General features: G+C 48.1%; 19 protein-coding genes. 12 read left to right on the top strand and 7 right to left on the bottom strand.

What is annotated here, in order from left to right; all coding sequences use genetic code 11:
- Position 1 precedes the first annotated feature (1 nt).
- Both D0C16_RS21555 and D0C16_RS21550 read left to right on the top strand, forming a co-directional pair.
- Positions 2-913: a response regulator gene (locus D0C16_RS21555; protein ID WP_151034247.1), complete on the top strand. Its 912-nt coding sequence runs from the start codon at positions 2-4 to the stop codon at positions 911-913.
- A 222-nt stretch (positions 914-1,135) separates the two neighbouring features.
- Positions 1,136-2,035 (top strand): aspartyl/asparaginyl beta-hydroxylase domain-containing protein, encoded by a 900-nt coding sequence (locus tag D0C16_RS21550; RefSeq protein ID WP_151034246.1) that lies wholly within the window; start codon positions 1,136-1,138, stop codon positions 2,033-2,035.
- 99 nt (positions 2,036-2,134) lie between these two features.
- Here D0C16_RS21550 and D0C16_RS21545 read toward each other — a convergent pair whose 3' ends face one another.
- Positions 2,135-2,683 carry a pyridoxamine 5'-phosphate oxidase family protein gene (locus D0C16_RS21545; protein ID WP_151034245.1) on the bottom strand — a complete coding sequence of 183 codons (549 nt, stop codon included), beginning with the start codon at positions 2,681-2,683 and terminating at the stop codon, positions 2,135-2,137.
- 274 nt (positions 2,684-2,957) lie between these two features.
- Between D0C16_RS21545 and D0C16_RS21540 the strand changes: the two genes are divergently transcribed.
- Both D0C16_RS21540 and D0C16_RS21535 read left to right on the top strand, forming a co-directional pair.
- Positions 2,958-6,317: a glycosyl hydrolase gene (locus D0C16_RS21540; RefSeq protein WP_151034244.1), complete on the top strand. Its 3,360-nt coding sequence runs from the start codon at positions 2,958-2,960 to the stop codon at positions 6,315-6,317.
- A 95-nt stretch (positions 6,318-6,412) separates the two neighbouring features.
- Positions 6,413-6,961 carry a PEP-CTERM sorting domain-containing protein gene (locus D0C16_RS21535; protein ID WP_151034243.1) on the top strand — a complete coding sequence of 183 codons (549 nt, stop codon included), beginning with the start codon at positions 6,413-6,415 and terminating at the stop codon, positions 6,959-6,961.
- Between the two features lie 48 nt (positions 6,962-7,009).
- Here D0C16_RS21535 and D0C16_RS21530 read toward each other — a convergent pair whose 3' ends face one another.
- The 5 genes from D0C16_RS21530 to D0C16_RS21510 all read right to left on the bottom strand — a co-directional run bounded on the left by D0C16_RS21530 (position 7,010) and on the right by D0C16_RS21510 (position 10,908).
- Entirely contained in the window at positions 7,010-7,528 is a 519-nt protein-coding gene (locus tag D0C16_RS21530; RefSeq protein WP_151034242.1) for a DUF2059 domain-containing protein, read from the bottom strand.
- A gap of 43 nt (positions 7,529-7,571) precedes the next feature.
- Entirely contained in the window at positions 7,572-8,036 is a 465-nt protein-coding gene (locus D0C16_RS21525; RefSeq protein WP_191968587.1) for a CPBP family intramembrane glutamic endopeptidase, read from the bottom strand.
- A 222-nt stretch (positions 8,037-8,258) separates the two neighbouring features.
- On the bottom strand, positions 8,259-9,404 hold the full coding sequence (locus tag D0C16_RS21520) for a retropepsin-like aspartic protease (RefSeq protein WP_151034240.1): 1,146 nt from the start codon (positions 9,402-9,404) through the stop codon (positions 8,259-8,261).
- A gap of 52 nt (positions 9,405-9,456) precedes the next feature.
- Positions 9,457-9,939 carry a glutathione peroxidase gene (locus D0C16_RS21515; RefSeq protein ID WP_151034239.1) on the bottom strand — a complete coding sequence of 161 codons (483 nt, stop codon included), beginning with the start codon at positions 9,937-9,939 and terminating at the stop codon, positions 9,457-9,459.
- A gap of 156 nt (positions 9,940-10,095) precedes the next feature.
- Positions 10,096-10,908, bottom strand: coding sequence for a DUF1080 domain-containing protein (locus tag D0C16_RS21510; RefSeq protein WP_151034238.1), 813 nt, complete (start codon positions 10,906-10,908; stop codon positions 10,096-10,098).
- A 52-nt stretch (positions 10,909-10,960) separates the two neighbouring features.
- On the opposite strand from D0C16_RS21510, the gene D0C16_RS24115 reads away from it, so the two are divergent.
- The 4 genes from D0C16_RS24115 to D0C16_RS21495 all read left to right on the top strand — a co-directional run bounded on the left by D0C16_RS24115 (position 10,961) and on the right by D0C16_RS21495 (position 14,218).
- The gene (locus tag D0C16_RS24115) at positions 10,961-11,131 is read left to right on the top strand and encodes a hypothetical protein (protein ID WP_191968586.1); all 171 of its coding nucleotides are present in this window, start codon (positions 10,961-10,963) and stop codon (positions 11,129-11,131) included.
- A gap of 225 nt (positions 11,132-11,356) precedes the next feature.
- The gene (locus D0C16_RS21505; RefSeq protein ID WP_151034237.1) at positions 11,357-12,679 is read left to right on the top strand and encodes a CmpA/NrtA family ABC transporter substrate-binding protein; all 1,323 of its coding nucleotides are present in this window, start codon (positions 11,357-11,359) and stop codon (positions 12,677-12,679) included.
- 12 nt (positions 12,680-12,691) lie between these two features.
- Positions 12,692-13,552: a nitrate ABC transporter permease gene (gene ntrB / locus D0C16_RS21500; protein WP_151034236.1), complete on the top strand. Its 861-nt coding sequence runs from the start codon at positions 12,692-12,694 to the stop codon at positions 13,550-13,552.
- A 159-nt stretch (positions 13,553-13,711) separates the two neighbouring features.
- The gene (locus tag D0C16_RS21495; protein WP_151034235.1) at positions 13,712-14,218 is read left to right on the top strand and encodes a DUF3833 domain-containing protein; all 507 of its coding nucleotides are present in this window, start codon (positions 13,712-13,714) and stop codon (positions 14,216-14,218) included.
- A gap of 8 nt (positions 14,219-14,226) precedes the next feature.
- Here the strand turns inward: D0C16_RS21495 and D0C16_RS21490 are convergent, their stop codons facing one another.
- Positions 14,227-15,387 carry a tetratricopeptide repeat protein gene (locus tag D0C16_RS21490; protein ID WP_151034234.1) on the bottom strand — a complete coding sequence of 387 codons (1,161 nt, stop codon included), beginning with the start codon at positions 15,385-15,387 and terminating at the stop codon, positions 14,227-14,229.
- 516 nt (positions 15,388-15,903) lie between these two features.
- On the opposite strand from D0C16_RS21490, the gene D0C16_RS21485 reads away from it, so the two are divergent.
- The 4 genes from D0C16_RS21485 to D0C16_RS21470 all read left to right on the top strand — a co-directional run bounded on the left by D0C16_RS21485 (position 15,904) and on the right by D0C16_RS21470 (position 21,394).
- Positions 15,904-17,289, top strand: coding sequence for a CmpA/NrtA family ABC transporter substrate-binding protein (locus tag D0C16_RS21485; protein ID WP_151035056.1), 1,386 nt, complete (start codon positions 15,904-15,906; stop codon positions 17,287-17,289).
- Positions 17,290-17,363: 74 nt separating this feature from the next.
- Positions 17,364-18,341 (top strand): ABC transporter permease, encoded by a 978-nt coding sequence (locus D0C16_RS21480; protein ID WP_151034233.1) that lies wholly within the window; start codon positions 17,364-17,366, stop codon positions 18,339-18,341.
- An 83-nt stretch (positions 18,342-18,424) separates the two neighbouring features.
- Positions 18,425-19,285, top strand: a complete 861-nt coding sequence (locus D0C16_RS21475) for an ABC transporter ATP-binding protein (RefSeq protein ID WP_151034232.1) — start codon at positions 18,425-18,427, stop codon at positions 19,283-19,285.
- A 294-nt stretch (positions 19,286-19,579) separates the two neighbouring features.
- Complete coding sequence (locus D0C16_RS21470) at positions 19,580-21,394, top strand: thiamine pyrophosphate-binding protein (RefSeq protein ID WP_151034231.1); 1,815 nt, start codon at positions 19,580-19,582, stop codon at positions 21,392-21,394.
- Positions 21,395-21,441: the final 47 nt, after the last annotated feature.

Below are 21,441 nucleotides of genomic sequence, written 5' to 3'. Positions count from 1 at the left end.
TATGATGAGTAGCAGTAATGTTGTGTTGGTTGTCGATGACTCGCTCGACAGCATCCACATGCTGAATGATGTGTTGGAGGACGCAAAATTTACCGTGCTAGTGGCACTGGAAGGCAGCCAAGCCCTTACCATCACTCAGAATATTCGCCCCGATATTATTTTGCTGGATGCCATCATGCCCAATATGGATGGCTTTGAAACCTGTAAACGTTTGAAACAAAACCCTCAACTTGCCGATGTGCCTATTATTTTTATGACCGGCCTGAGCGATACCGAACACATTGTGATGGGGCTGGGCGCCGGTGGCGTTGATTACATAACCAAACCCATTAAAGCCGATGAATTAGTTGCGCGTATGCGCGTTCATCTGGCGAATGCTCGTATCACCCAAAGTGCGCGCGCCGCACTGGATTCCGCCGGCCAATATTTATTAACGCTGGATACCAGCGGCCAATTATTGTGGGCCACACCCCAAGTTTATGAATTACTAAAAACGGGTGGCGCAATTAGCGAATCCACGCAATTGCTGAACACTACCAGCAACCAACTGCGCGATTGGCTCAGCCATAAACCGGACGCTGGTCGCCAACTAACGCTCACCGGCCTATTGCAGACCTTCACTCTGGAAATTCTCAGCTTAATGGATGGCAAGGAATACTTGCTTCGGCTCAATAAAGGCCATGAGCCCGAGCAGGACACCCAGGCGTTGAAACAGCAGTTTGCGGTTACCGGCCGCGAAGCAGACGTATTACTGTGGATTGCCAATGGCAAAACCAACCGCGAAATTGGCCAGATTCTGGAAATGAGCCCGCGAACGGTTAACAAGCATCTGGAGCAAATATTCAAAAAGTTAGGGGTAGAGAACCGCACATCGGCCGCCGCTGCGGCACTCAAATGCCTGAGCAAAGTATAGACAGATCGGTATGGGCTGAACCACACATAACCCAAAGACATTAAATTTATTGAGGAAATTCTTATAAGTTATTGTCAAAAATGTTACTTGTCACCTAAATATACATTCGAATTCGCTATACATTGTTACAAGCTGCTACAAAAGGTGACATTAATCAGCTTGTAATTTTACATACCAATCGGTATTGTTCCGGCTTGTCCAAGACCACCGGGAGTTTTACCTATGGGATTAATCGTTCTCGCCGTGTTTGTCCTCGCCGCCCTGTATGTGCAGAACCGGGGAGTTGTCCAACATGATAAGTTCACCCGCAAGCTGACCGACCACTCCAACTTTCTGGCGCCGATCAACTGCCTGTTTTATTTCTTCTCCAAAGACACCCAGTCGGCCTATATCGATGTAGACAAGTTTCCCGAACTGAAAATACTGCAAGACAACTGGGAAGTAATTCGCGATGAAGCAGTCAATCTGAACAAGGAAGCACACATCAAAGCGTCGGCCGACCTGGATGACTTGGGCTTTAACTCCTTCTTCCGCACCGGTTGGAAACGCTTTTACCTGAAATGGTACGGCGCCAATTTGAAGTCAGCGGAGCAACTCTGCCCCAAGACCGTCGAGTTGATTAACAGCTTGCCTAATGTAAAAGGCGCAATGTTTACCATGCTGCCACCCGGTGCCCGCTTGGGTAAACACCGCGACCCTTACGCGGGTTCGCTGCGCTACCACCTGGGGCTAATCACTCCCAACTCCGATGATTGCTATATCTCGGTAGACGGTCAGAAATACTCCTGGCGCGATGGTGAAGCGGTGATGTTTGATGAAACCTTTATTCATCATGCGGAAAACAAAACGGATCACAATCGCATCATCCTCTTCTTGGATGTTAAGCGTCCGGTGGATTTCAAATGGGTAGATTGGATTAACGAAGGGTTCTCGCGTCTGGTAGTAGCCGGTGCGGCCACCAAAAATGTGAAGGGCGATAAAGTCGGATTTTTAAATCGCGCGTTTGCTTACCTGTATCAAATCCGCATTCTGGGTAAGAAAATCAAAGCCTTTAACAAGCCGCTTTATTATGTATTGCAGTACGGCTTGTACATCGCGTTGATTTATTGGATTTTCTTTTAAGCGTTCGGTAACACACAAAAACAAGGGCCGCATTTAGCGGCCCTTTTTTTTGAATAGATGCATGTTATTGAATAGATGCATGCGACCACTCAGAATTGATTAAAGCTTATCCGCCATTCCCGTCGATACGCCATCCAGACTTACCTGATTTCTATCACGCCAATACTCGCGGATCCCTTCATCGCCCTTCTTGACGGCCCACTGATTTAATTGTTCGCGCTCTTCCACATAATCAAAGAAGGGAACCGCCATGCCACAGGAGGTTTGTACCAGGTCCACCTGCAACTCGAAAATTTGCCGCGCCCCCGGGTTCGGCGGGAAATTTCCATACAACTCTCTCCACTGCACATCACTCTGATGAATGGCTTTGGCGCTACCGTATAAACGCAAGATCATGGGGGCGCCCTCGAAGGCGGCAAACATGACCGTCATACGCGGATGCGTTTGCAAGTGCGCTGCCGTTTCGTTGCCACTGCCGGTCACGTTCAACCAGATCACGCGATTCGCATCCAAAACTCGCAGTGAATCCATACCTTTAGGCGATATATTGACTCGACTGGAATCAGTCGCCGTGCCGACAAAGAAGATTTTCTGACGCGCTATAAACTCTTTAAGCGGTTCGGTGATTTCCGTGTACTGCTTTCCCATTGCTTTTCCTCCAAAGACATTGCGATTTGGCCAAAAACCGGTGCTATTTATACTCGATTCCCGCTTTGCCAGCAGCAAAGTGAACCCTCCCACCTTGAAATTACTTTCAACTTGGGACGATTTAATCTACCGGGCACCTTAGTCTGCTCAGGGTTTGTGTGACTTGCACAACCACTACTAACAATAACGCTCAATCAAGAGGCCGGTTTCCAGGACCCAGCCTCAAAACGCCAGATCCAACAACCCATCTACTCAATAATAAAAGGACGCTTCCATGAAATTACTACGACATGCCCTATTGCTAGGGGTAGTTGCGCTCGCACCTGCCTGTTCGGCCGCAATAACAAATTATGGTGCGGGCAATATCAGCGATAGCCCCAACCCCGCTGGTTACAAATGCGCCGTCGATCACGGCAACTGGATTTACAACGCCGGCATAGTAAAGCCCGGGGTTAGCAGCTGCAGCCCCATAGGCGCACCTACGCCAATCTTCCCACAAAAAGTCGCGCCGGCTAGCAGCAAACCCACCATGACTCATCGCTGGTGGGGATCAATTTCCTTTATGGGTGAAATGAAAGTCGGTGATCCTAACGGAGCCGGCTACATCACCCCCGACCCTATGACTGCGCGAATTACCGACCGCGGCGTACGCATTTTGGGCATTCCCGGCGGTTTGCGCACCGGGCCGACGGCGACACAATATTCCATTCCGGATCCCTTTAATGAAGTTTTCGATGGAATTGCAATTGGCAATAGCGACTACAACAACCTTGAAGCCTATTTAAAAGATTACAGCGATGGCTCAGTAACCGTGCAATGGAACAGTGGCAGCACACCGGTAATGGAAGCCACTTTTGTACACGGCTCTGCGTACGCCTACTTCACGGTATTAAAAGGCAATTTGCAATTGCGTACCAAAGCCGCTGACAGCGGGGAAAAAGGAGTTTTCTATCAACAAGGAAATACGCTCGGCGTGTGGACCAACGTTGCCGGCAACGGCAATTACTTTTTGGTGACCGGTCATGACGCCACCACCTTTAATAATGCCAATACCAACACGGTCGGCATTACCAATAGCAGTAAACGCGTAACCGTCACACTCTTACCCACAGCGACGACACCATCAACTGCAATGATTCAGGATTTTATCCAATACGCGACTCAGCCAGTGGATAAGGTCACCATCAACTACAGCGTGAACCGCAGCAATAATAAAGTCACTGTGACTCATCAGTACTTTTTTAACAATGTTGCTGTAAATACCATGGCCGGGATGCTGCCCATGGCATGGAAAAATTCCACCCAGGCAACCAGTGGCTATAAAGTTCGCAGCGCGCGCGGCATTACCAAATTTGCAGCTACGAAAAATTACAGCTACACGCTTCCGTTTGTGGGTGTATTGCCTTATTTGCCGGAAAATATCGGCGACTACGATAACAATCAGTTAAAAACACTGGTGACTGAATTTGTTAATCAAGGTGCAGCAAGCTGGAACAGTGCAACTGATACCTACTGGGCGGGAAAAAATTATGGCAAGGTTGCCGAGCTGGCCGCTATCGCCCGCTCAATTGGTATGACCGCAGAAGCCGATCAATTAATTAATTGGCTCAAAGCCGAACTGCAGGATTGGTTTCGCGCAAATACCAATGGCGGATTAGACACTACCAAATATTTTTCCTACGACAGCAACTGGAATACCTTACTCGGTTACGACGAATCATTTGGTGCTCAACAACAATTAAACGACCACCATTTCCACTACGGCTACTTTGTCCGCGCTGCCGCAGAAATTTGCCGCGTAGATGCAACCTGGTGTAACACTGCTAACTACGGCCCTATGGTGGAATTATTAATTCGCGATTACGCCGCTGCGCGTGACGACGCCATGTTCCCCTACCTGCGCAATTTTGATCCCGCCAATGGTTTTTCCTGGGCGTCCGGCCATGCAAATTTTGTGTTGGGCAACAATAACGAATCCACATCTGAAGCCGCCAACGCTTACGGCGCAATGATTTTGTACGGACAAATCACGCGTAATAAAGCCATTACTGATCGCGGCATTTATTTACATGCCTCATCTACTGCCGCTTATTGGGAGTACTGGAATAACATCGACCGTTTCCGTGGTTTAACCGGCGATTACGACAACTTTGATGCGGCTTATCCAAAAATGACCACATCCATTATTTGGGGCAACGGCCATGTTTTCTCCACCTGGTTCAGTGGTGCCTACGCGCATATTTTAGGAATTCAGGGCCTTCCGTTGAGTCCATTAGTGTTTCATATCGGTCAACATGCAGATTATCTCGACAAGTATGTTGATCTGGGTATGACCCAATCCAGCAATGGAAAACCATCCGGCTTGCCCAACGATCAATGGCGCGATGTCTGGTGGAATATTTGGGCGATGAGCGATGGTCAAGCGGCCGTCGACGATTTACTCGGTTACGGATTTAATTATGTTCCGGAGGCGGGTGAAACCAAAGCGCACACCTATCAGTGGATTTATACCTTAAAACAATTAGGCCAACTCTCCACGGGTACCGGCGCTTTAACTGCAAGCAGCCCAACGGCCGTTGCGTTTAATAAAAATGGCAGCATGACTTACATCGCCTACAACTTTGGTTGCAGCGCACAATATGTTTTGTTTTCTGATGGCATGACGCTGAATGTTCCTGCCAACAGCTTCCGTATTAAACGCACAGGGGAAACACCGGACGCATTGCCGACCAATACCAGCTGTACGCCTTCCAGTAATTCCAGCGTCGCCACCAGCTTGAGTTCATCGAGCAAGAGCAGTGTTGGATCATCAAAATCCACTAGTTCTGCTGCAACCAGTTCAATGGCTTCCAGCATTGCTGTGAGTAGCTCATCAATTATGAGTAGCTCAAAATCTAGCTCATCTGTTGCTAACGAAAATTATGGTCACAGCATTGCAAACGGAAACACAGTGACGTTTTTTGCAAACAATGCTGCCTGGGCTGATATTCACTTCACTGTGAATGGCGGCGGCCAACAAAATATTCGTATGGCACACAATGCAGATAATTCCAACAGTTATGAATTAACCGGTATTCCTGCAGGGGCGATTGTGCGTTACTTCTTTACCATCGCACAAACCATTGGCGCCATGGACACTCCCTGGGTTGAATTTGCAATGAGTGGATCAACCGCTTCATCAAGTTCGGCTGCCAGCAGTGTTGCAATTAGCTCAACCAATGCCAGCTCATCCAGCACCAGTTCTGGAACAGCATTCAGTCAAAAAATTGAAGCTGAATCCTACGCATTTATGGCCGGAGTTCAAACCGAGACAACACAGGATATTGGCGGCGGACAAGACGTTGGCTGGATAGATGCGGGCGATTGGATGGCATTCACCAACATCAATTTCCCGGCCAGCGGCACCTATTTGGTTGAATACCGTGTAGCCAGCCCGACCGGCTCAATGCTATCCCTGGATTTAAATGGCGGTTCTATTTTGCTGGGTAATGTCACCATTCCTGCAACCGGCGATTGGCAAAACTGGACCACCGTAAGCCACACGGTCACGCTCAGCGCAGGTACATTTAATGTAGGCATTTACGCTCAGCAAGGTGGATGGAACATTAACTGGTTCCGCATTACCAAACTGTAACTAGCACTTACATCAACCCGCTTACAAAGAGCCGCTAAAAAATAGCGGCTCACAAAATAATTCAGACACGGTAGGAAAAATTTATGGAGCACTCTATGAAAAAATTAATTGCAACCATCGCACTCAGCGTTGGCACACTCGTTAGCCTGAATAGCCAGGCAGTAATTATCGACGCATCAACAATTATTCCTGACGAAAACATCCTGCTCAACTTCAACGGCCTGGATTGGGTTTATGCAGGTCCTATAGCTACTGGCGAATGGGGGCCTGGCAATATTGAAGCGCCGGAATATCGAGCGAGCGAAGGCTGGCGTTATGCAACCGCCGAGGAATGGGCACTGCGCCCGGACTGGACAGATTTCATTATTGGCAGCGCCAGCGTAATCCCTGAATCGGGTTTTAGCGATCACTCAGTTTATCGTTTTGCCGCTGAATACTGGAGCAACTTTAATCACATCGATTTAAGCGATGCTGCGAATGGAAATATTACGAATGGTTTTGATATTGGTTCATTGGAAGATGTGTACGACACCTGGTACGTGCGCACCGCTGTTTCCCGGGTACCTGAGCCATCCTCACTGATCTTATTGGGCTTGGGAATAATTGGATTAAACTTAACACGCCGAAAAATGATACCCGCATAAAAAGCTAAAAAGCCGCACTAAGTTGCGGCTTTTTTCTTCTCCAGAAAATTATTTCTTATTTTTCTCCCTAGAGGCTTTTATCTCCGCACCCAACTCATCTGAAAGCTCTTTTATTTTTGGAAATACACTTTGCATCATTTGCTGCCCCAGCAACATAGAATCCTGCATAACCAGAGGCATTTTTTTGATAGTAGAGCGTCCCACCTCGGAATTATAAAATGTAATCAATCCCTGAATTTCACTTTCAGTGAAATGTTTGGCATAGATTTCTATTGTAGGCGCCTTCATTTTCTCCCACGACATTTCGGTCGACATTAATTGCATTAGCTTTTTCATATATTTGTCGAAAGTGGGCTTATCTTTTTCGGTAACTCCCAACTGAGTCGCCATGTTTGAAAACACCACTTCTATTTGGGCATACATGGAGTCAACCATTTTACCTGCATCTGTGATAACCAGAAGCTTTTCAATGGACTCTTTTGAAGCCTTATCGGAATCCACATCTTTTGCATGAACATTAAAAGCTAATAAAGCACCAACCACTAACAAAACAATACTTCGCAACATTTATGATTTCCTTCATTGATTTACATTAGACTTCACTCAACCACTACTTATTTGCACTTATCAAGGAAGGATACTTAACCATCACAACCAACGCAATTAAATCGTAAAAACCATGCCAGACTATAACCATCAACAAGCTACCTGACAGGTAATACCCCAATCCGAACGCAATGCTCATTAGAAATGCACTGACGAAGTAAGCAAAAGACAGATAGTGCAAAACACCAAACACAATGGATGCGACTAGAATTGCCCAACCAACACCCCAGTAGTTCGTCAACCAACCTTGTAGAAATGCCCGAAAAAGTAATTCCTCCCCAACACCGGCCAGGCAAGACACGACCAAAAGTTGCCACCACGAGTAACCAATAAAGAGGCCGGTCACCCGACGAATATCAATGAGTAACTGAGCGGAAAAGTTTCCGCCTAATCGATACACAGCAACAAAAATGATCAGGGTTACAATCGCCAGAACAACTCCATAGCCGATAGCAATTGATTCGTCCAATGTGGGCTCTGAGTGTATTGGACTTAGCCAGTAGGTCAGCACCAGCCCCAAAAATAATATTGCGCACTGACTAAGTAAAATAAGAGTAAAAGCGGACGTTTTATGACTATTCGCCATACAGCACCAAAGGCAAGCATCTAGTGGTTACAATAATATGAAGATGCCGTGTGCCTGTCAGCTACGAAGAGGTTATTAGACAACGGATTGGTATTCCAGAGCAGATCATTGCCGTTTGCGCAAGCGCAGCTCAGCCTTTTCCTGGTCGATCACAAAATCAAAACGGCCCAATATATCCACCCCCAATAAGCCATCAAAGTGATCGAAATTTTCCATGGGCAAACGCGCGAGCATATGTTTACTGAAGGTTAAATCTGCAATCTGCAAGGTATCCACCACAAATAAAAAACTTTCCACAGTACCGCTGGCGGTATTAAGTTGAATGGGCTTGGGGGATTTTACCAAGTTGTAATTGCGATTAATAAAGCTGGAGGTTAACCCACTAATTGACGCACCTGTGTCCAACAACAGTTTTACACTTCTTCCTTCCACTGTGACCGGCACCAAAAACTGAGTACCAAAACGCACCAACGAAATTTTGTGTTCCAGCTCATCGGTTTGCGCTGCAATGGCATTATTGGTTAATTGCGCAAGAAACGCTTCGGCACGCGTGCGCGTTTCATCCTGGTTTGCCGCCATTAACGCATGGTATTGCGCCTGTTCCTGATCATCTGCTTTTGCATGCATATCTGCGAGCTGCAAGTGCAATTCACCATTGTCCGGCGTGAGCTTGATCAAATCATTTAATTGCGCCATCAGCCATTCGCGGCTCGCACCAAAAATGCCGGGGTTATTCACCAGACGAAGTAAATATTTGGATAAATAGGCCAATGCATCTTCAGTTTTCTTTGCATCCACTTCACTATCCAGATAGCGAAACCAGATAGTCACTGCTTCTTCATGCTTCCCCTGCTTTTCCAGTACTCGCGCGAGCAGCAACAGTGCTTCACTATCGGCGGGATCCCGCTGCAAAATTTCATTCAGTACGACTACCGCCGCTGGAAATGCGCTATTAGCGACTAGCTGGCGTGCGCGCTCGATAGGCGATAGTTCCACAGCGGCTTGCGCCGAGGACACTGCGTTATTCGTGGGTGATACGTGCACGGGAATTTCCGGTGCAGGTGATTGTGCTACGGGCGATCGCTGCACCAGAGTTTGTTGCAGGTTCTGTACCGGTGAATCGCTAACTAATGGATCATCAAATGTATCACCAACAACAGAGATAGCATCTGTCGCATGCCGATACTCATTGGCGTAGTAACCCAAGCCAAATGCGATTACCGCAATCACAATCGTATTTTTTACACTCATCGTTATTCTAATAAACAGTGGAGGCGATTAATTTTTTTAAAAATCCAAGCAATTATTTTTTAAGCTGTTGCTGGATAAAATGAGCCATCTGCTCTGGCTTGGTAATGGTGGCAAAGCGTTTTATCGGTTTGCCATCGCGACCAATTAAAAACTTGGTGAAATTCCACTTGATGGATTTACCCAACCAACCCGGTAATTCACTCGTCAGCCATTGAAATAACGGATGTGCACTTGCCCCATTCACATCCACCTTGGCATACATGGGAAAACTGACACCGTAATTAATCTGACAGGTCTCGGCAATTTGCTCTGCGCCACCGGGCTCCTGATTGCCAAATTGATTGCAAGGAAAACCGAGAATCACTAACCCCTGATCCTTAAATTGCTGATAGAGGGCTTCCAGACCGGCGTATTGCGGGGTGAATCCACATTTACTGGCGGTGTTTACCACTAACACCAATTGGCCTGCATAGTCCGACAAATTTTGCGGCTGGCCGTTCAATCGCTCGGCCATGAAAGAATAGAAAGGGCTCATACACAACTCCGTTGAAATAAACTGGGAGGGTGAAACATGAGCCCAGACTGCCCGCGCAAACGGGCGAACGCAACTTGTTTTTACCGCCATTGACGGTTTGTGATGATTCCGTCTGCCAGCACGCATTGTTAGCGCGCCCGGCAGTTGGGCTTGGCATTAATACTGGGCCGCCGGCTTATCCAGCGATTTGATCTTGATGTTGCGATAGAAAACTTCCGCCCCTTCCGACTGTATCTGCAATTTACCGCGTGTCAGCGGAACATATTTACCATCGACCTTTTCACGCGAGTTAAAGCCGCGAAATACTTCGTGACCATTCACTTTGTGGATCAGGGTTTTACCATCGCTAATGACTTCCATGGTATCCCATTCACCGTAGGGCTTTTCGTAAAGGCCCAGTTTGAGTACCCGCGCCGCTATATCTTTGCGCAAAGGCCCTTTTGGGTCGTAGGCGTAGAACTTCCAATCACCTTCGTTGGCATCACCGGCATGCACATCGATAATGACTCCATCCAGGCTGTGGTAATCGCCGCTATCGCCTTCCTGGACCTGGAATTCATGGCTGCGCATCCAGTGATTGCTCTGCGCCCCCTGAGGACCAACGGCAAAGTACAAAACACCGCTATCGCGGCGCACATCCAAACGCGGCGACCATTTTTTCTCGCCCCATTTAACATCGAATTTCAAATGAAAATTTTCGAACTCTGCCAGTGTAGTTATACCACCCCACTCCTCGCCCGAAACACGCAGCTGACCATCCACCACCGAAAATACTTTCTTCGGGTCATTATTAACACCGCGCGGTTTGTGTTTGGAAACCAGATTGTATTCATTGGTTTCCGGCTGGTAGCTCACATAGGTTTCCCAGCCAGTTAAGTCTTTACCATTAAACAGGCTCTGCCATTCACCTGCCCATGCGTGGGTAGCCAAAAGGCCACCCAAAGAAATGCCCAGTAGTAGTTGTTTCATATCGAATCCTCGTGGTTCTCGTTGTGGAGCGCAGCCTAGGACGAGAAACCGAATGAGTCCATATCTCGCTCCAAACAATTACAGACCTTTACTTGCACTCTATTTGAACATGGTCGAAGAGCTTGCACCATCTCCCCTCGCCATTTTGGATAACTTCCGCAGCAATGCCAATGCACGCACAATTTTGCGCACCATTAAAAACGGCATTTTTGCATCATCATAGTGAAAATTTGATCTCTATAAATGCGCTTAAATACATCACAAATTAACAGCCATTTCAAAACCAGCACCACACCAATGCAAAACCATTAAATTCAACATGAATTTCACTTGTTTTTAAAAAAAGCAATTCGATTGGCATTTTTTATGCCTTTACCCCAATGAATTTCAAAATAGAACCACCACTCAAGACCCTACTGACCACACTAACGAGCACGAGGTTGATTTCATGGATACCCCTAAATTTCCAGACGATAAAATTGATAACAAGCGCCGCAAACTCATTAAAACCGGCTTAACAACCATTGGCGGTGTAGCGGCACTGGGCATGTTGCCAGGAAGTTTGCGCAGCGTTGTTTATGCTGCAACGGGCGGTGTAGAAACCACTAAAGCAAAACTAGGTTTTATTGCTCTGACAGACGCCGCCCCACTATTTGTAGCGCTGGAAAAAGGCATTTTTGCGAAATACGGAATGACTGACGTTGAAGTTTTAAAACAGTCCTCGTGGGGCACTACACGCGACAACCTCGTTTTAGGATCGGCTGCCAACGGTATCGACGGCGCGCACATTCTCTCACCTATGCCTTATTTAATTACAACCGGAAAAATGACTGCAAATAATCAACCAGTACCCATGTCGATACTGGCGAGATTGAATTTAGGCGGCCAATGTATTTCCGTAGGCAATGAATACGCGAATTTAAAACTCGACGTAAGTGCAAAGGGCTTTAAAGAAGCGATTGCTACCAAAAAAGCTAGCGGTAAACCTGTGAACGCTGCGGTAACTTTCCCCGGTGGTACACACGATTTGTGGATGCGTTATTGGCTCTCGGCAGCGGGCATAGACCCCAACAAAGATATTTCAACCATTGTTGTGCCGCCCGCCCAAATGGTTGCCAATATGAAAGTTGGCAGTATGGATACCTTCTGCGTTTGTGAACCCTGGAATCGCCAGCTCATTAATCAAAAAATTGGCTACACCGCGTTAACCACCAGCGAACTTTGGCACAACCATCCGGAAAAAGCCTTTGCAATGCGCAGCGATTGGGTTGAGAAAAATCCCAATGCAACCCAGGCCCTGTTGATGGCCGTAATGGAAGCGCAAATGTATTGCGAGAAAAAAGAAAATCGCGAAGAAGTTGCGAAAATTTGTTCCGATCGCAAATGGATAGGAGCGCCATTTAATGACGTGGTTGATCGTTTGAAAGGTAACTTTGACTACGGTACTGGCCGTGTAGTGCAGGATAGCCCGGAACAAATGCGCTACTGGAAAGACTTCGCGTCCTACCCATTCAAAAGTCATGACCTTTGGTTCCTGACGGAAGATATTCGCTGGGGCTATCTACCGGCGGCTACTGATACCAAAGCCCTGATCGACAAAGTAAACCGTGAGGATTTGTGGCGCAAAGCAGCAACCGCACTCAATGTTCCCGCCGCTGAAATCCCCGCTAGCACTTCACGTGGGGTTGAGAAGTTCTTTGACGGAAAAGTATTTGATCCGGAAAACCCCAAAGCCTATCTCGACAGCTTAACCATCAAATACATGGCATAGAGGAGTTAAACTATGGCAGACGCAAGCATCGCCGATGGCAGCATAAGTGAATCAGCAGAAAAAGGGTTTTCACTGTTTCAACCGTTGAAAAAACTTTTTCAATATTTGTTGGTTCGGGTCGTGCCCGCACTGGTCGTCCTGAGCGTATTAGTTGGAATTTGGGAAATTTCCTGCTCAAGACCCGGTTCAAGCTTGCCGTCTGCCAGCACTGTCGTTGAAGAGACCATATACCTTATCCAAAACCCTTTTTACGACAACGGCGGCACCGATGTGGGTATGGGCTGGCAGCTTTTGGCAAGCCTCAAGCGGGTCGCTATTGGCTACACCCTCGCCGCAATTGCGGGTATAGCGCTGGGAATTTTGGTGGGGCAATCCCTATGGGCCATGCGCGGGCTGGACCCCTTGTTTCAAGTATTGCGTACCGTCCCCCCGCTGGCATGGTTACCGTTATCACTCGCGGGCTTTCAAGACAGCCAACCCTCAGCCTTGTTCGTCATTTTTATTACATCCATTTGGCCAATAATCATTAATACTTCCGTGGGAGTGCGCAATATTCCGCTGGACTATCGCAACGTCGCACGCGTCGTGAGGCTTAATGGCTGGCAGTATTTTTACAAAATTATGCTGCCCGCAGCGGCCCCCTACATATTTTCCGGCTTGCGTATCGGTGTAGGGCTTTCCTGGTTGGCAATTGTCGCCGCGGAAATGCTGGTGGGTGGTGTAGGCATAGGCTTTTTCATCTGGGATGCATGGAACTCGTCGCGCATTAGCGACATCATTCTTGCACTTATTTACGTTGGCTTGGTCGGATTTGCGCTCGACAGACTCGTAGCTCTGCTTGGCTATGTGGTTACTCGCGGCACGTCCAAATAACGAAGCCATGCGTTTTCAACCGCCCGCACATCAGTGCGGGCATCCTTTTTCTCTTGATCCAAATTTAATTCCCCAACGTAGATTACTGCAAACGGCCAATCCGAGTTTATCGTCATGATTACCCTTCGCTGTAACTGGTTATTAGTGGGAATTATTTTTATGCTGACTGCATGCTCCACCACCTCTCTGGATGAATATGCATCCAACAAACCCCTACTGATACCGGAACAATTTTTTAACGGTTCGTTAACGGCACAGGGGGTCGTTAAAAATCGTAGCGGAAAAGTTACCCGCTACTTTACAGCGCGTATAAATGCTTACTGGCGAGATTCCAGCGGGGCGAAAATTGGCACATTAGAGGAGGTATTTCAGTTTAATGACGGAGAACTTCAATACCGCACTTGGACGCTCACACCCACCGCTGCTGGGTACACCGCAACGGCTGGTGATGTAATTGGCCCTGGTAGTGCACAGACTCGCGGCAATGCGATGCAGCTACACTATACGTTGGAAGTGAAGTACCAAGGCTCCACCTTACAATTACAGGTGGAGGATTGGATGTGGTTGGTGGACGACAACACGTTGCTGAACGAATCCACACTACGCAAATGGGGGTTTAAAGTCGGCAGCGTGCAGTTGGTGATACAGAAAGATAAACCACATTAAACGCCAGGTTAAAACCTGATGGTACTGAGTTGATATATTTTATCGCGCATCAGCTCGGCATTATGGGTATCACCCTGACGCTCATATATTTCAGCGGCCAAACGAAAAAAGCGCTGTTCGCCTTTTTCTTTCTTGAGTGCTTTTTTTAGCAAATTTAGCGCCTTTTCATCATCACCCAGGGCAACCAACTCCTCGGCGCGCTTAAACATATAGTAGGGGTTGGCATTGCGGTGCTGACGAACACGTTGCTTATATTCCTGATGTTTCGCGTCGTTCCCCAACTCCTGATACATTCCCGCCAAGTTGTGCATGATGGTGTAATCGCGCGGGTTAATAGCCAATCCGTGCAAATAGATTGCCTCAGCTTGTGCGTAAAATTTGTGCCGGCGATAAAAACTGCCGAAATTACTCCAGATATAGCTCGGCTCCTCACTCATTAATAACGCCTTGCGCAAATACAAAAATGCCTCGGTAGTTTTTCCTTCTGCCGCTAACTCCATACCGCGATTGGAATAAAACTGTGCGGCCACTAAATCCTTACCAATCACCTTTTGCTTGTAATGCGCCTTGAAGCGACGCATTTCCAAATCCACCACAATATCGCCCACATCAGCGGTTTCCATCACCCGCACCCAGGGCAAACTGCGTTTACGTGGCATAAATACCTTGGCGTTGACATGCCGCATAAACAAGTAGGTATCGCCAGCGCGCATGTCCCACGTGGGCGGTAGCATCACCTCATTCACCTCGGCGTTAAGCCCCAAATGTCGCGCCATAGCCACATACATCAGGGTATAACTCAAACAATTCGCCTGCCGCTGCTCGAATGCTTCTACACCAGTATTCGTGTAATAAGCGCTGTAGGTGACTCCTCGTCCGCCAGCATCGGTAGAGCTCATCAGCGCCAGATGCAGCGCCTCGGCTTTGGAATCCTGCAGGCGGACGGCGGCAGTGGCAGACTCGGCAAAGGCCTCCATTTCAGGACTTAACCCAAACAAATCCCTATTTGGCAGCTCTTCGGCCTTGTAGTTGCGCCCCAGAATCAATTCCCCCGACAAGGCTTGGGCCAAAGGGCCCTTATCCGCCAAAAAGGGTGTTTTTTGCACCACAGAAGAACAGGCGCTCAGCAGCAAAACCACCAAAACCGAGGGAACCACGGATATTTTCATGGGATTTATCCAAATAATGGAACTGAATCTGCCTTCAAGTATAGGTGCACTCACGTCAGTTGGCGCGTCACAAATGTCACGCTAAACCACAGATCTATAAGACTATTTATTCTATTCACCCGATTAATTCGATCGGCTCGCCCCCACTGGGTGGTCTGGTTTTCTGGCAGAAAAAAATCACTTGCGCGAAAAAAGTGCGCGTTTTACCTGAGTAGCCAAGGTTCAGCGCACGCACACACCGCAAATAGCGGCACCAAAAAAACGCAGCTGCATTTTCGGTGTATCAGCAAAGTGCAAACCCCCACAAAAACGAATTAATCCCCCAAAAAACCCTGCGCCATAAAAGTGCGTCACTTAACTTGGCATAGTGTTTGAATAAGACCTATCGTCGACTCAAATAAATTTTCAAAAACTGGAAATTTTTTCGCAGCGAAAAAATCTCCAAATATTTTTCAGAAAACTTTTTCAAGCACCACCAAAAGCCAGGAGCCAGAAATGAAAGTTTCCACCACAAAAATGAAAAAAATTTCCACACTGTTGCGACCACTCGCCAAATTTACAAGTGCGTTAACACTAAGCTTTTCATTTGTCGCAGCAACACAAGCGGCGACCGGTCCAGCTGAAAAAACTGATTTGAAATTCGGGTTTATCAAATTAACTGACATGGTCCCGCTCGCAGTTGCGTATGAAAATGGTTACTTCGACGATGAAGGCCTGAGCGTGGAACTCGAAGCCCAAGCCAACTGGAAAGTGGTTTTAGATCGCGTCATTACTGGCGAACTGGATGGCTCCCATATGCTTGCCGGTCAACCAATTGGTTCTACCATCGGTTTTGGTACCAACGCCCACATAGTCACCGCATTCGTGATGGACTTAAATGGCAACGGACTTACTGTGGCCAATGATGTCTGGAAGAAAATGAAGAAAAATGTTCCAGTCGATGCAGAAGGAAAATTAGTTCATCCAATTAAAGCCGATGCGTTAAAGCCGGTCATTAAGGCTAGCAAGGATGCAGGCCAACCATTTCCAATGGGAATGGTATTTCCCGTATCTACACACAACTATGAAATTCGCTACTGGTTAGCGGCAGCGGGAATTAACCCAGGTTTTTACGCCCCACATAAAGGTGATATTACCGGTCAAATAAATGCAGAAGTTTTGCTATCGGTGACCCCTCCACCACAAATGCCGGCAACATTAGAAGCGGGCACAATTAAAGGCTACATGGTTGGTGAACCCTGGAACCAACAAGCTGTTTTTCGCGGCATTGGCGTACCTGTAGTTACCAACAATGATATTCACAGTAACTTCACTGAAAAAGTATTTGGCGTAACCAAAGATTGGGCCGACAAAAACCCAAATACCCATATTCATGTCGTTAAAGCGCTTATTCGCGCCGCCAAATGGCTGGATGACAACAACAACGCCAACCGCACTGCAGCAGCAAAAATGATTTCCGCATCTCACTATGTAGGTGCTGATTATAAAGTTATCGCTAACTCCATGACCGGGGTATTTGAATATGATCGTGGCGATGTGCGCAAACAACCCGACTTCAACGTATTCTTCCGCTACAACGCCAACTTCCCTTATTACTCTGACGCAATTTGGTATCTCACTCAAATGCGTCGCTGGGGTCAAATTCCAGAAGCCAAGCCTGACAACTGGTATAGCGAAACAGCGAAAAAAGTGTTCCTCCCAGAAATCTATCGCACCGCAGTGAAAGACTTGATCGAGGAAGGAAAAATGAAGGCGACCGATTTCCCCGGGATCGAGCAAGTTACTGGTTATCGCAAACCTGAGGACACCAAATTTATCGACGGCAAGTCTTTCGACGCAACCAAACCCAACGACTACATAAAGCAATTTGAAATCGGTTTAAAAGGCGAAGAAAAAATTTAATCACGTTAGCGAGTGCAAGTAAAAAATAAGCTTGCCGGGTTACGACCTGGCAAGCACTAGCAGAGGATTTCGTTATGAGCAATAAACTTTCCACATTGAAGTTAGAACAACTAAAAGCCATTAAATGGCGCGATGTGATTATCAACGTTACCATGCCAACCTTGGGCTTATTAATATTCCTAGCCGTTTGGCACACCTTGGCCCCGAACATCAAAACGTCGCTCGGAAACTTTCCGCAACCAAAACAAGTTTTTGAACAGTGGGGCAACTTGGTAGACGAATATCAATCCGAGCAGGCACGCGCCGAACAATTTTATGAACGTCAGGAAAAACGCAATGCCGAGTTGCTGGCAAAAGATCCCAATGCCAAATTGGATGAGCGCGCATTCAGCGGTCGCCCGACTTTTTTTGATAAAATTAATACCAGCTTACTAACCGTACTGTCGGGATTTTTTGTAGCATCGATAATCGCGATACCAGTAGGAATAGTTATCGGTTTAAGCCAAACGCTCTATGGCGCAATCAACCCGCTGATTCAATTATTCAAACCCGTGTCACCACTTGCATGGTTGCCGCTGGTAACCCTGGTTGTTAGCGCAGTATACGTATCCGAATCACCGACCTTCTCCAAGTCTTACATCATTTCCCTATTCACGGTCAGCCTCTGCTCGCTCTGGCCGACAATGATCAACACGGCAGTTGGTGTTGCTGGCGTCAGTAAGGATTTGATCAATGTGAGCCGCGTATTGCGCTTGGGCTGGTTCACTCACGTCATCAAAATTGTATTGCCTTCCGCTATTCCGATGATGTTTACCGGCTTGCGTATTTCGCTGGGTATTGCCTGGATGGTGTTGATCGCCGCAGAAATGCTGTCGCAAAACCCAGGCCTGGGAAAATTTGTGTGGGATGAATTCCAGAATGGTTCATCCGATTCGTTGAGTCGTATTTGTCTCGCCATTTTGGTGATTGGTTTGATCGGCTTTTTGCTCGACCGCGCCATTTTAATGATTCAAACCTATGTGAATTGGGATAAGAGCGCCGTAGTCCGTTAATCACTTACAAAACGGTACGCAAATTGCGTTATCTACATTGACCAACAAATTATTTCACTACAGATTTAGACAGAGGAAATACCATGAGCCAGATTCATTTGGAATTAACAAAAGTTGGAATTGAGTTCCCCACGCCCAAAGGTCCTTTTTGCGCACTGCGCGATGTGGATTTGAAAATTAAAAAAGGCGAATTTGTATCGCTGATTGGTCACTCGGGTTGTGGTAAATCCACCGTGTTGAACATTGTTGCCGGTCTGTACCAAGCCACCACCGGCGGAGTGGTATTGAATGGCCGCGAAGTCAATGAACCTGGCCCTGAGCGCGCCGTCGTATTCCAGAACCACTCTCTGTTGCCGTGGTTAACCGCCTACGAAAACGTAGAGCTGGGTGTTAAGCGCGTATTCAAAGGCAAGAAAACCAAAGCAGAAATGCGCGAATGGATTGAACACAACCTGGAGCTGGTGCATATGACCCACGCTATGCACAAGCGCCCGGATGAAATCTCTGGCGGTATGAAGCAGCGCGTGGGTATTGCCCGCGCCCTGGCAATGGAACCGCAAGTGCTGCTGATGGACGAACCGTTCGGCGCACTGGATGCACTGACCCGCGCGCACCTGCAAGATTCCCTGATGGAAATTCAGAACGAGTTGGGCAACACCGTAATTATGATCACCCACGACGTGGATGAAGCGGTTCTCTTGTCTGATCGTATTGTAATGATGACCAATGGCCCGGCCGCCACCGTTGGGGAAATTCTGGATGTGAAATTGCCGCGCCCACGCAATCGCCTGGAACTGGCAGATAACGCCGAATACAACGGCTATCGCTCGGCGGTATTGCGCTTCCTCTACGAAAAGCAAAAAAAAATTGAACCTATCTCCGCCAAGCGCGCGGAGAAACAAGCTGAACAAGGCGCGCCTGCACAGGCCAAAAGCGTCGCATGATTTCGTAGCCAGTTGCAGCCTCCTTGCTCTCCGGCGGTGCCTCATCGGCATCGCGAAGCTGGAATTGGTGCGAAAATATCCTCTGTTTGCCCCGGCTCGCCGGGGCTTTTTTATGCCTGTTTAAATACCCTTTGCAGTTCTTTAGCACCTTAAGGCCTTGAAAAGATCAGGTTTTATACAGTTTGCTCATTAAATGATTGGCACATTTTTCATCATTGGTATATATTGTGCAGCATACTAAAAACCTATCAACTGTGACGGACCACTCACTTTTGGAAACAAGGTGCGAAGTCCATGCTACAGCTCGTCAATATCCCCTATTTGGCGCCCGAACTGCCCGAAGCGGTTTCAGAGTTGCCCCCCCAAGCAGAATTACCCACAACCTACGCCGACTTGCTGGTCGACTACCTGCATCAAATGGGCATTGACACAGTGTTTGGTGTGCCAGGTGGTGCAATTGAACCCCTGCTCAATTCGCTCGCTCGCAGCGAACGCAAAGGCGGGCCGCGGTTGGTAGTTGCCCGTCACGAATGTGGCGCCGCGTTTATGGCCGATGGCTATACCCGTGAAACCGGCAAGATGGGTGTGGTCTGCGCCACTACTGGCCCCGGCGCTACTAACCTGATTACCGGTGTTGCGTCTGCCTTGGCCGACGAAGTTCCTATGCTGGTCATTACCGCCCAGACACCCTTGCCCAAATTTGGCAAACGCGCCCTGCAGGAATCCAGTTGCACGGCGATAGATACGGTCGGCATGTTCCGCTATGTCACCCAGTTTAATACGCTGATTTCGCACCATGAACAATTGGAGAGCAAACTGGTGTCCGCCATTATGGCCGCTCATCGCAAACCCAATGGCCCGGTCCATATCAGTATTCCAGCGGATATTTTGCGTTCGCCGGCGACGATCAACGCCCATATTCACAGCGATCTGTTGGTCCACGACTTCGCTCTTGCCGACGATTCTGCAATCGCCCGCTTGTGTGAAAAGCTGGGCAAGGTCGACAACCTGGTGATGTATATCGGCAATGGCGTGGGCAAGGCCAGTCAGCAAATTATGGAGTTTATCGAGTTAACGGGTGCCGCCTTCGTCACAGGCCCTATGGGTAAAACCTGGGTGGACGAGCACCACCCACAATATCGCGGTGTTTATGGCTTTGCCGGACACGAAAGCGCACGTGAACTCCTGCAAAACAAAGACGTAGACCTGATCCTGGCAGTGGGTACCGAGCTGGGTGAATTGGGTACTAGCGGCTGGAAAGATGACCTGCTCAATACCAAGTTAGTGCACATAGATTCCTCCATCGAACACTTCACTCGCTCACCCATGGCCAACCTGCATGTGTTTGGCAATATCGATGTGATTTTCACGCGGCTGGTGGAGAAGGTGCGCGAGATCCGCAAATGGGGCCGCACCTGGGCCACCCTACCCGGCAACACATCAACCCCTAATGCGAATGGCGGCTTCTTCCGCCTGACCGACGAGCACAAATGCCTTTCCAACGCACGCCCGGTCAAACCCCAGCGCCTAATGAGTCATCTCTCACGTGCACTGCCACAAGACACACGCATATTTATTGATGCCGGCAATGGCTGGTCGTGGGCTACCCATTATTTGAGTCGCAGTAATAGCAATGGCCTTTATCGCATTGCCATGGGTTATGGCTCCATGGCCTGGTCAATTGGAGCCGCAATAGGCTCGGCCATTGGCAATCGCGCGGCACCGACCCTGTGTATTGTTGGCGATGGTTCTTACTTGATGAGTGCGCAGGAAATTACCGTCGCTGCGCAACAACAATTGCCTGTCGTATTTCTGGTATTAAACGATGCTGCGATGGGCATGGTGATGCATGGCCAGCGCCTCGGCCAGCAGGAATCCATCGGCTGGGAACTTAACAATGTGAACTACGCGCAACTGGCACAAGCCATGGGTGTAGATGGCATAGTGATTGACTGCCCAACCCAGCTTGAACAATTGGATTATGCTGCGCTTTTTAATAAAAAAGGGCCTACACTTTTGGATATACGCATAGACCGCGAAGAGGTACCGCCCATGGGCGACCGCATTAAAGGTCTGGCAGTCAATGGCTCTGCAACACCGGGTGGTTAAACGCCCGGTATAACCGTTTGCGAATACAGGGAAGATTTACATGAAAA

Origin of the sequence: Cellvibrio sp. KY-GH-1 (assembly GCF_008806975.1) — a bacterium.
Lineage (GTDB): Bacteria > Pseudomonadota > Gammaproteobacteria > Pseudomonadales > Cellvibrionaceae > Cellvibrio.
The sequence above is the reverse complement of the archived record's forward strand: the minus strand, read 5'-3'. Positions and strand labels throughout refer to the sequence as shown.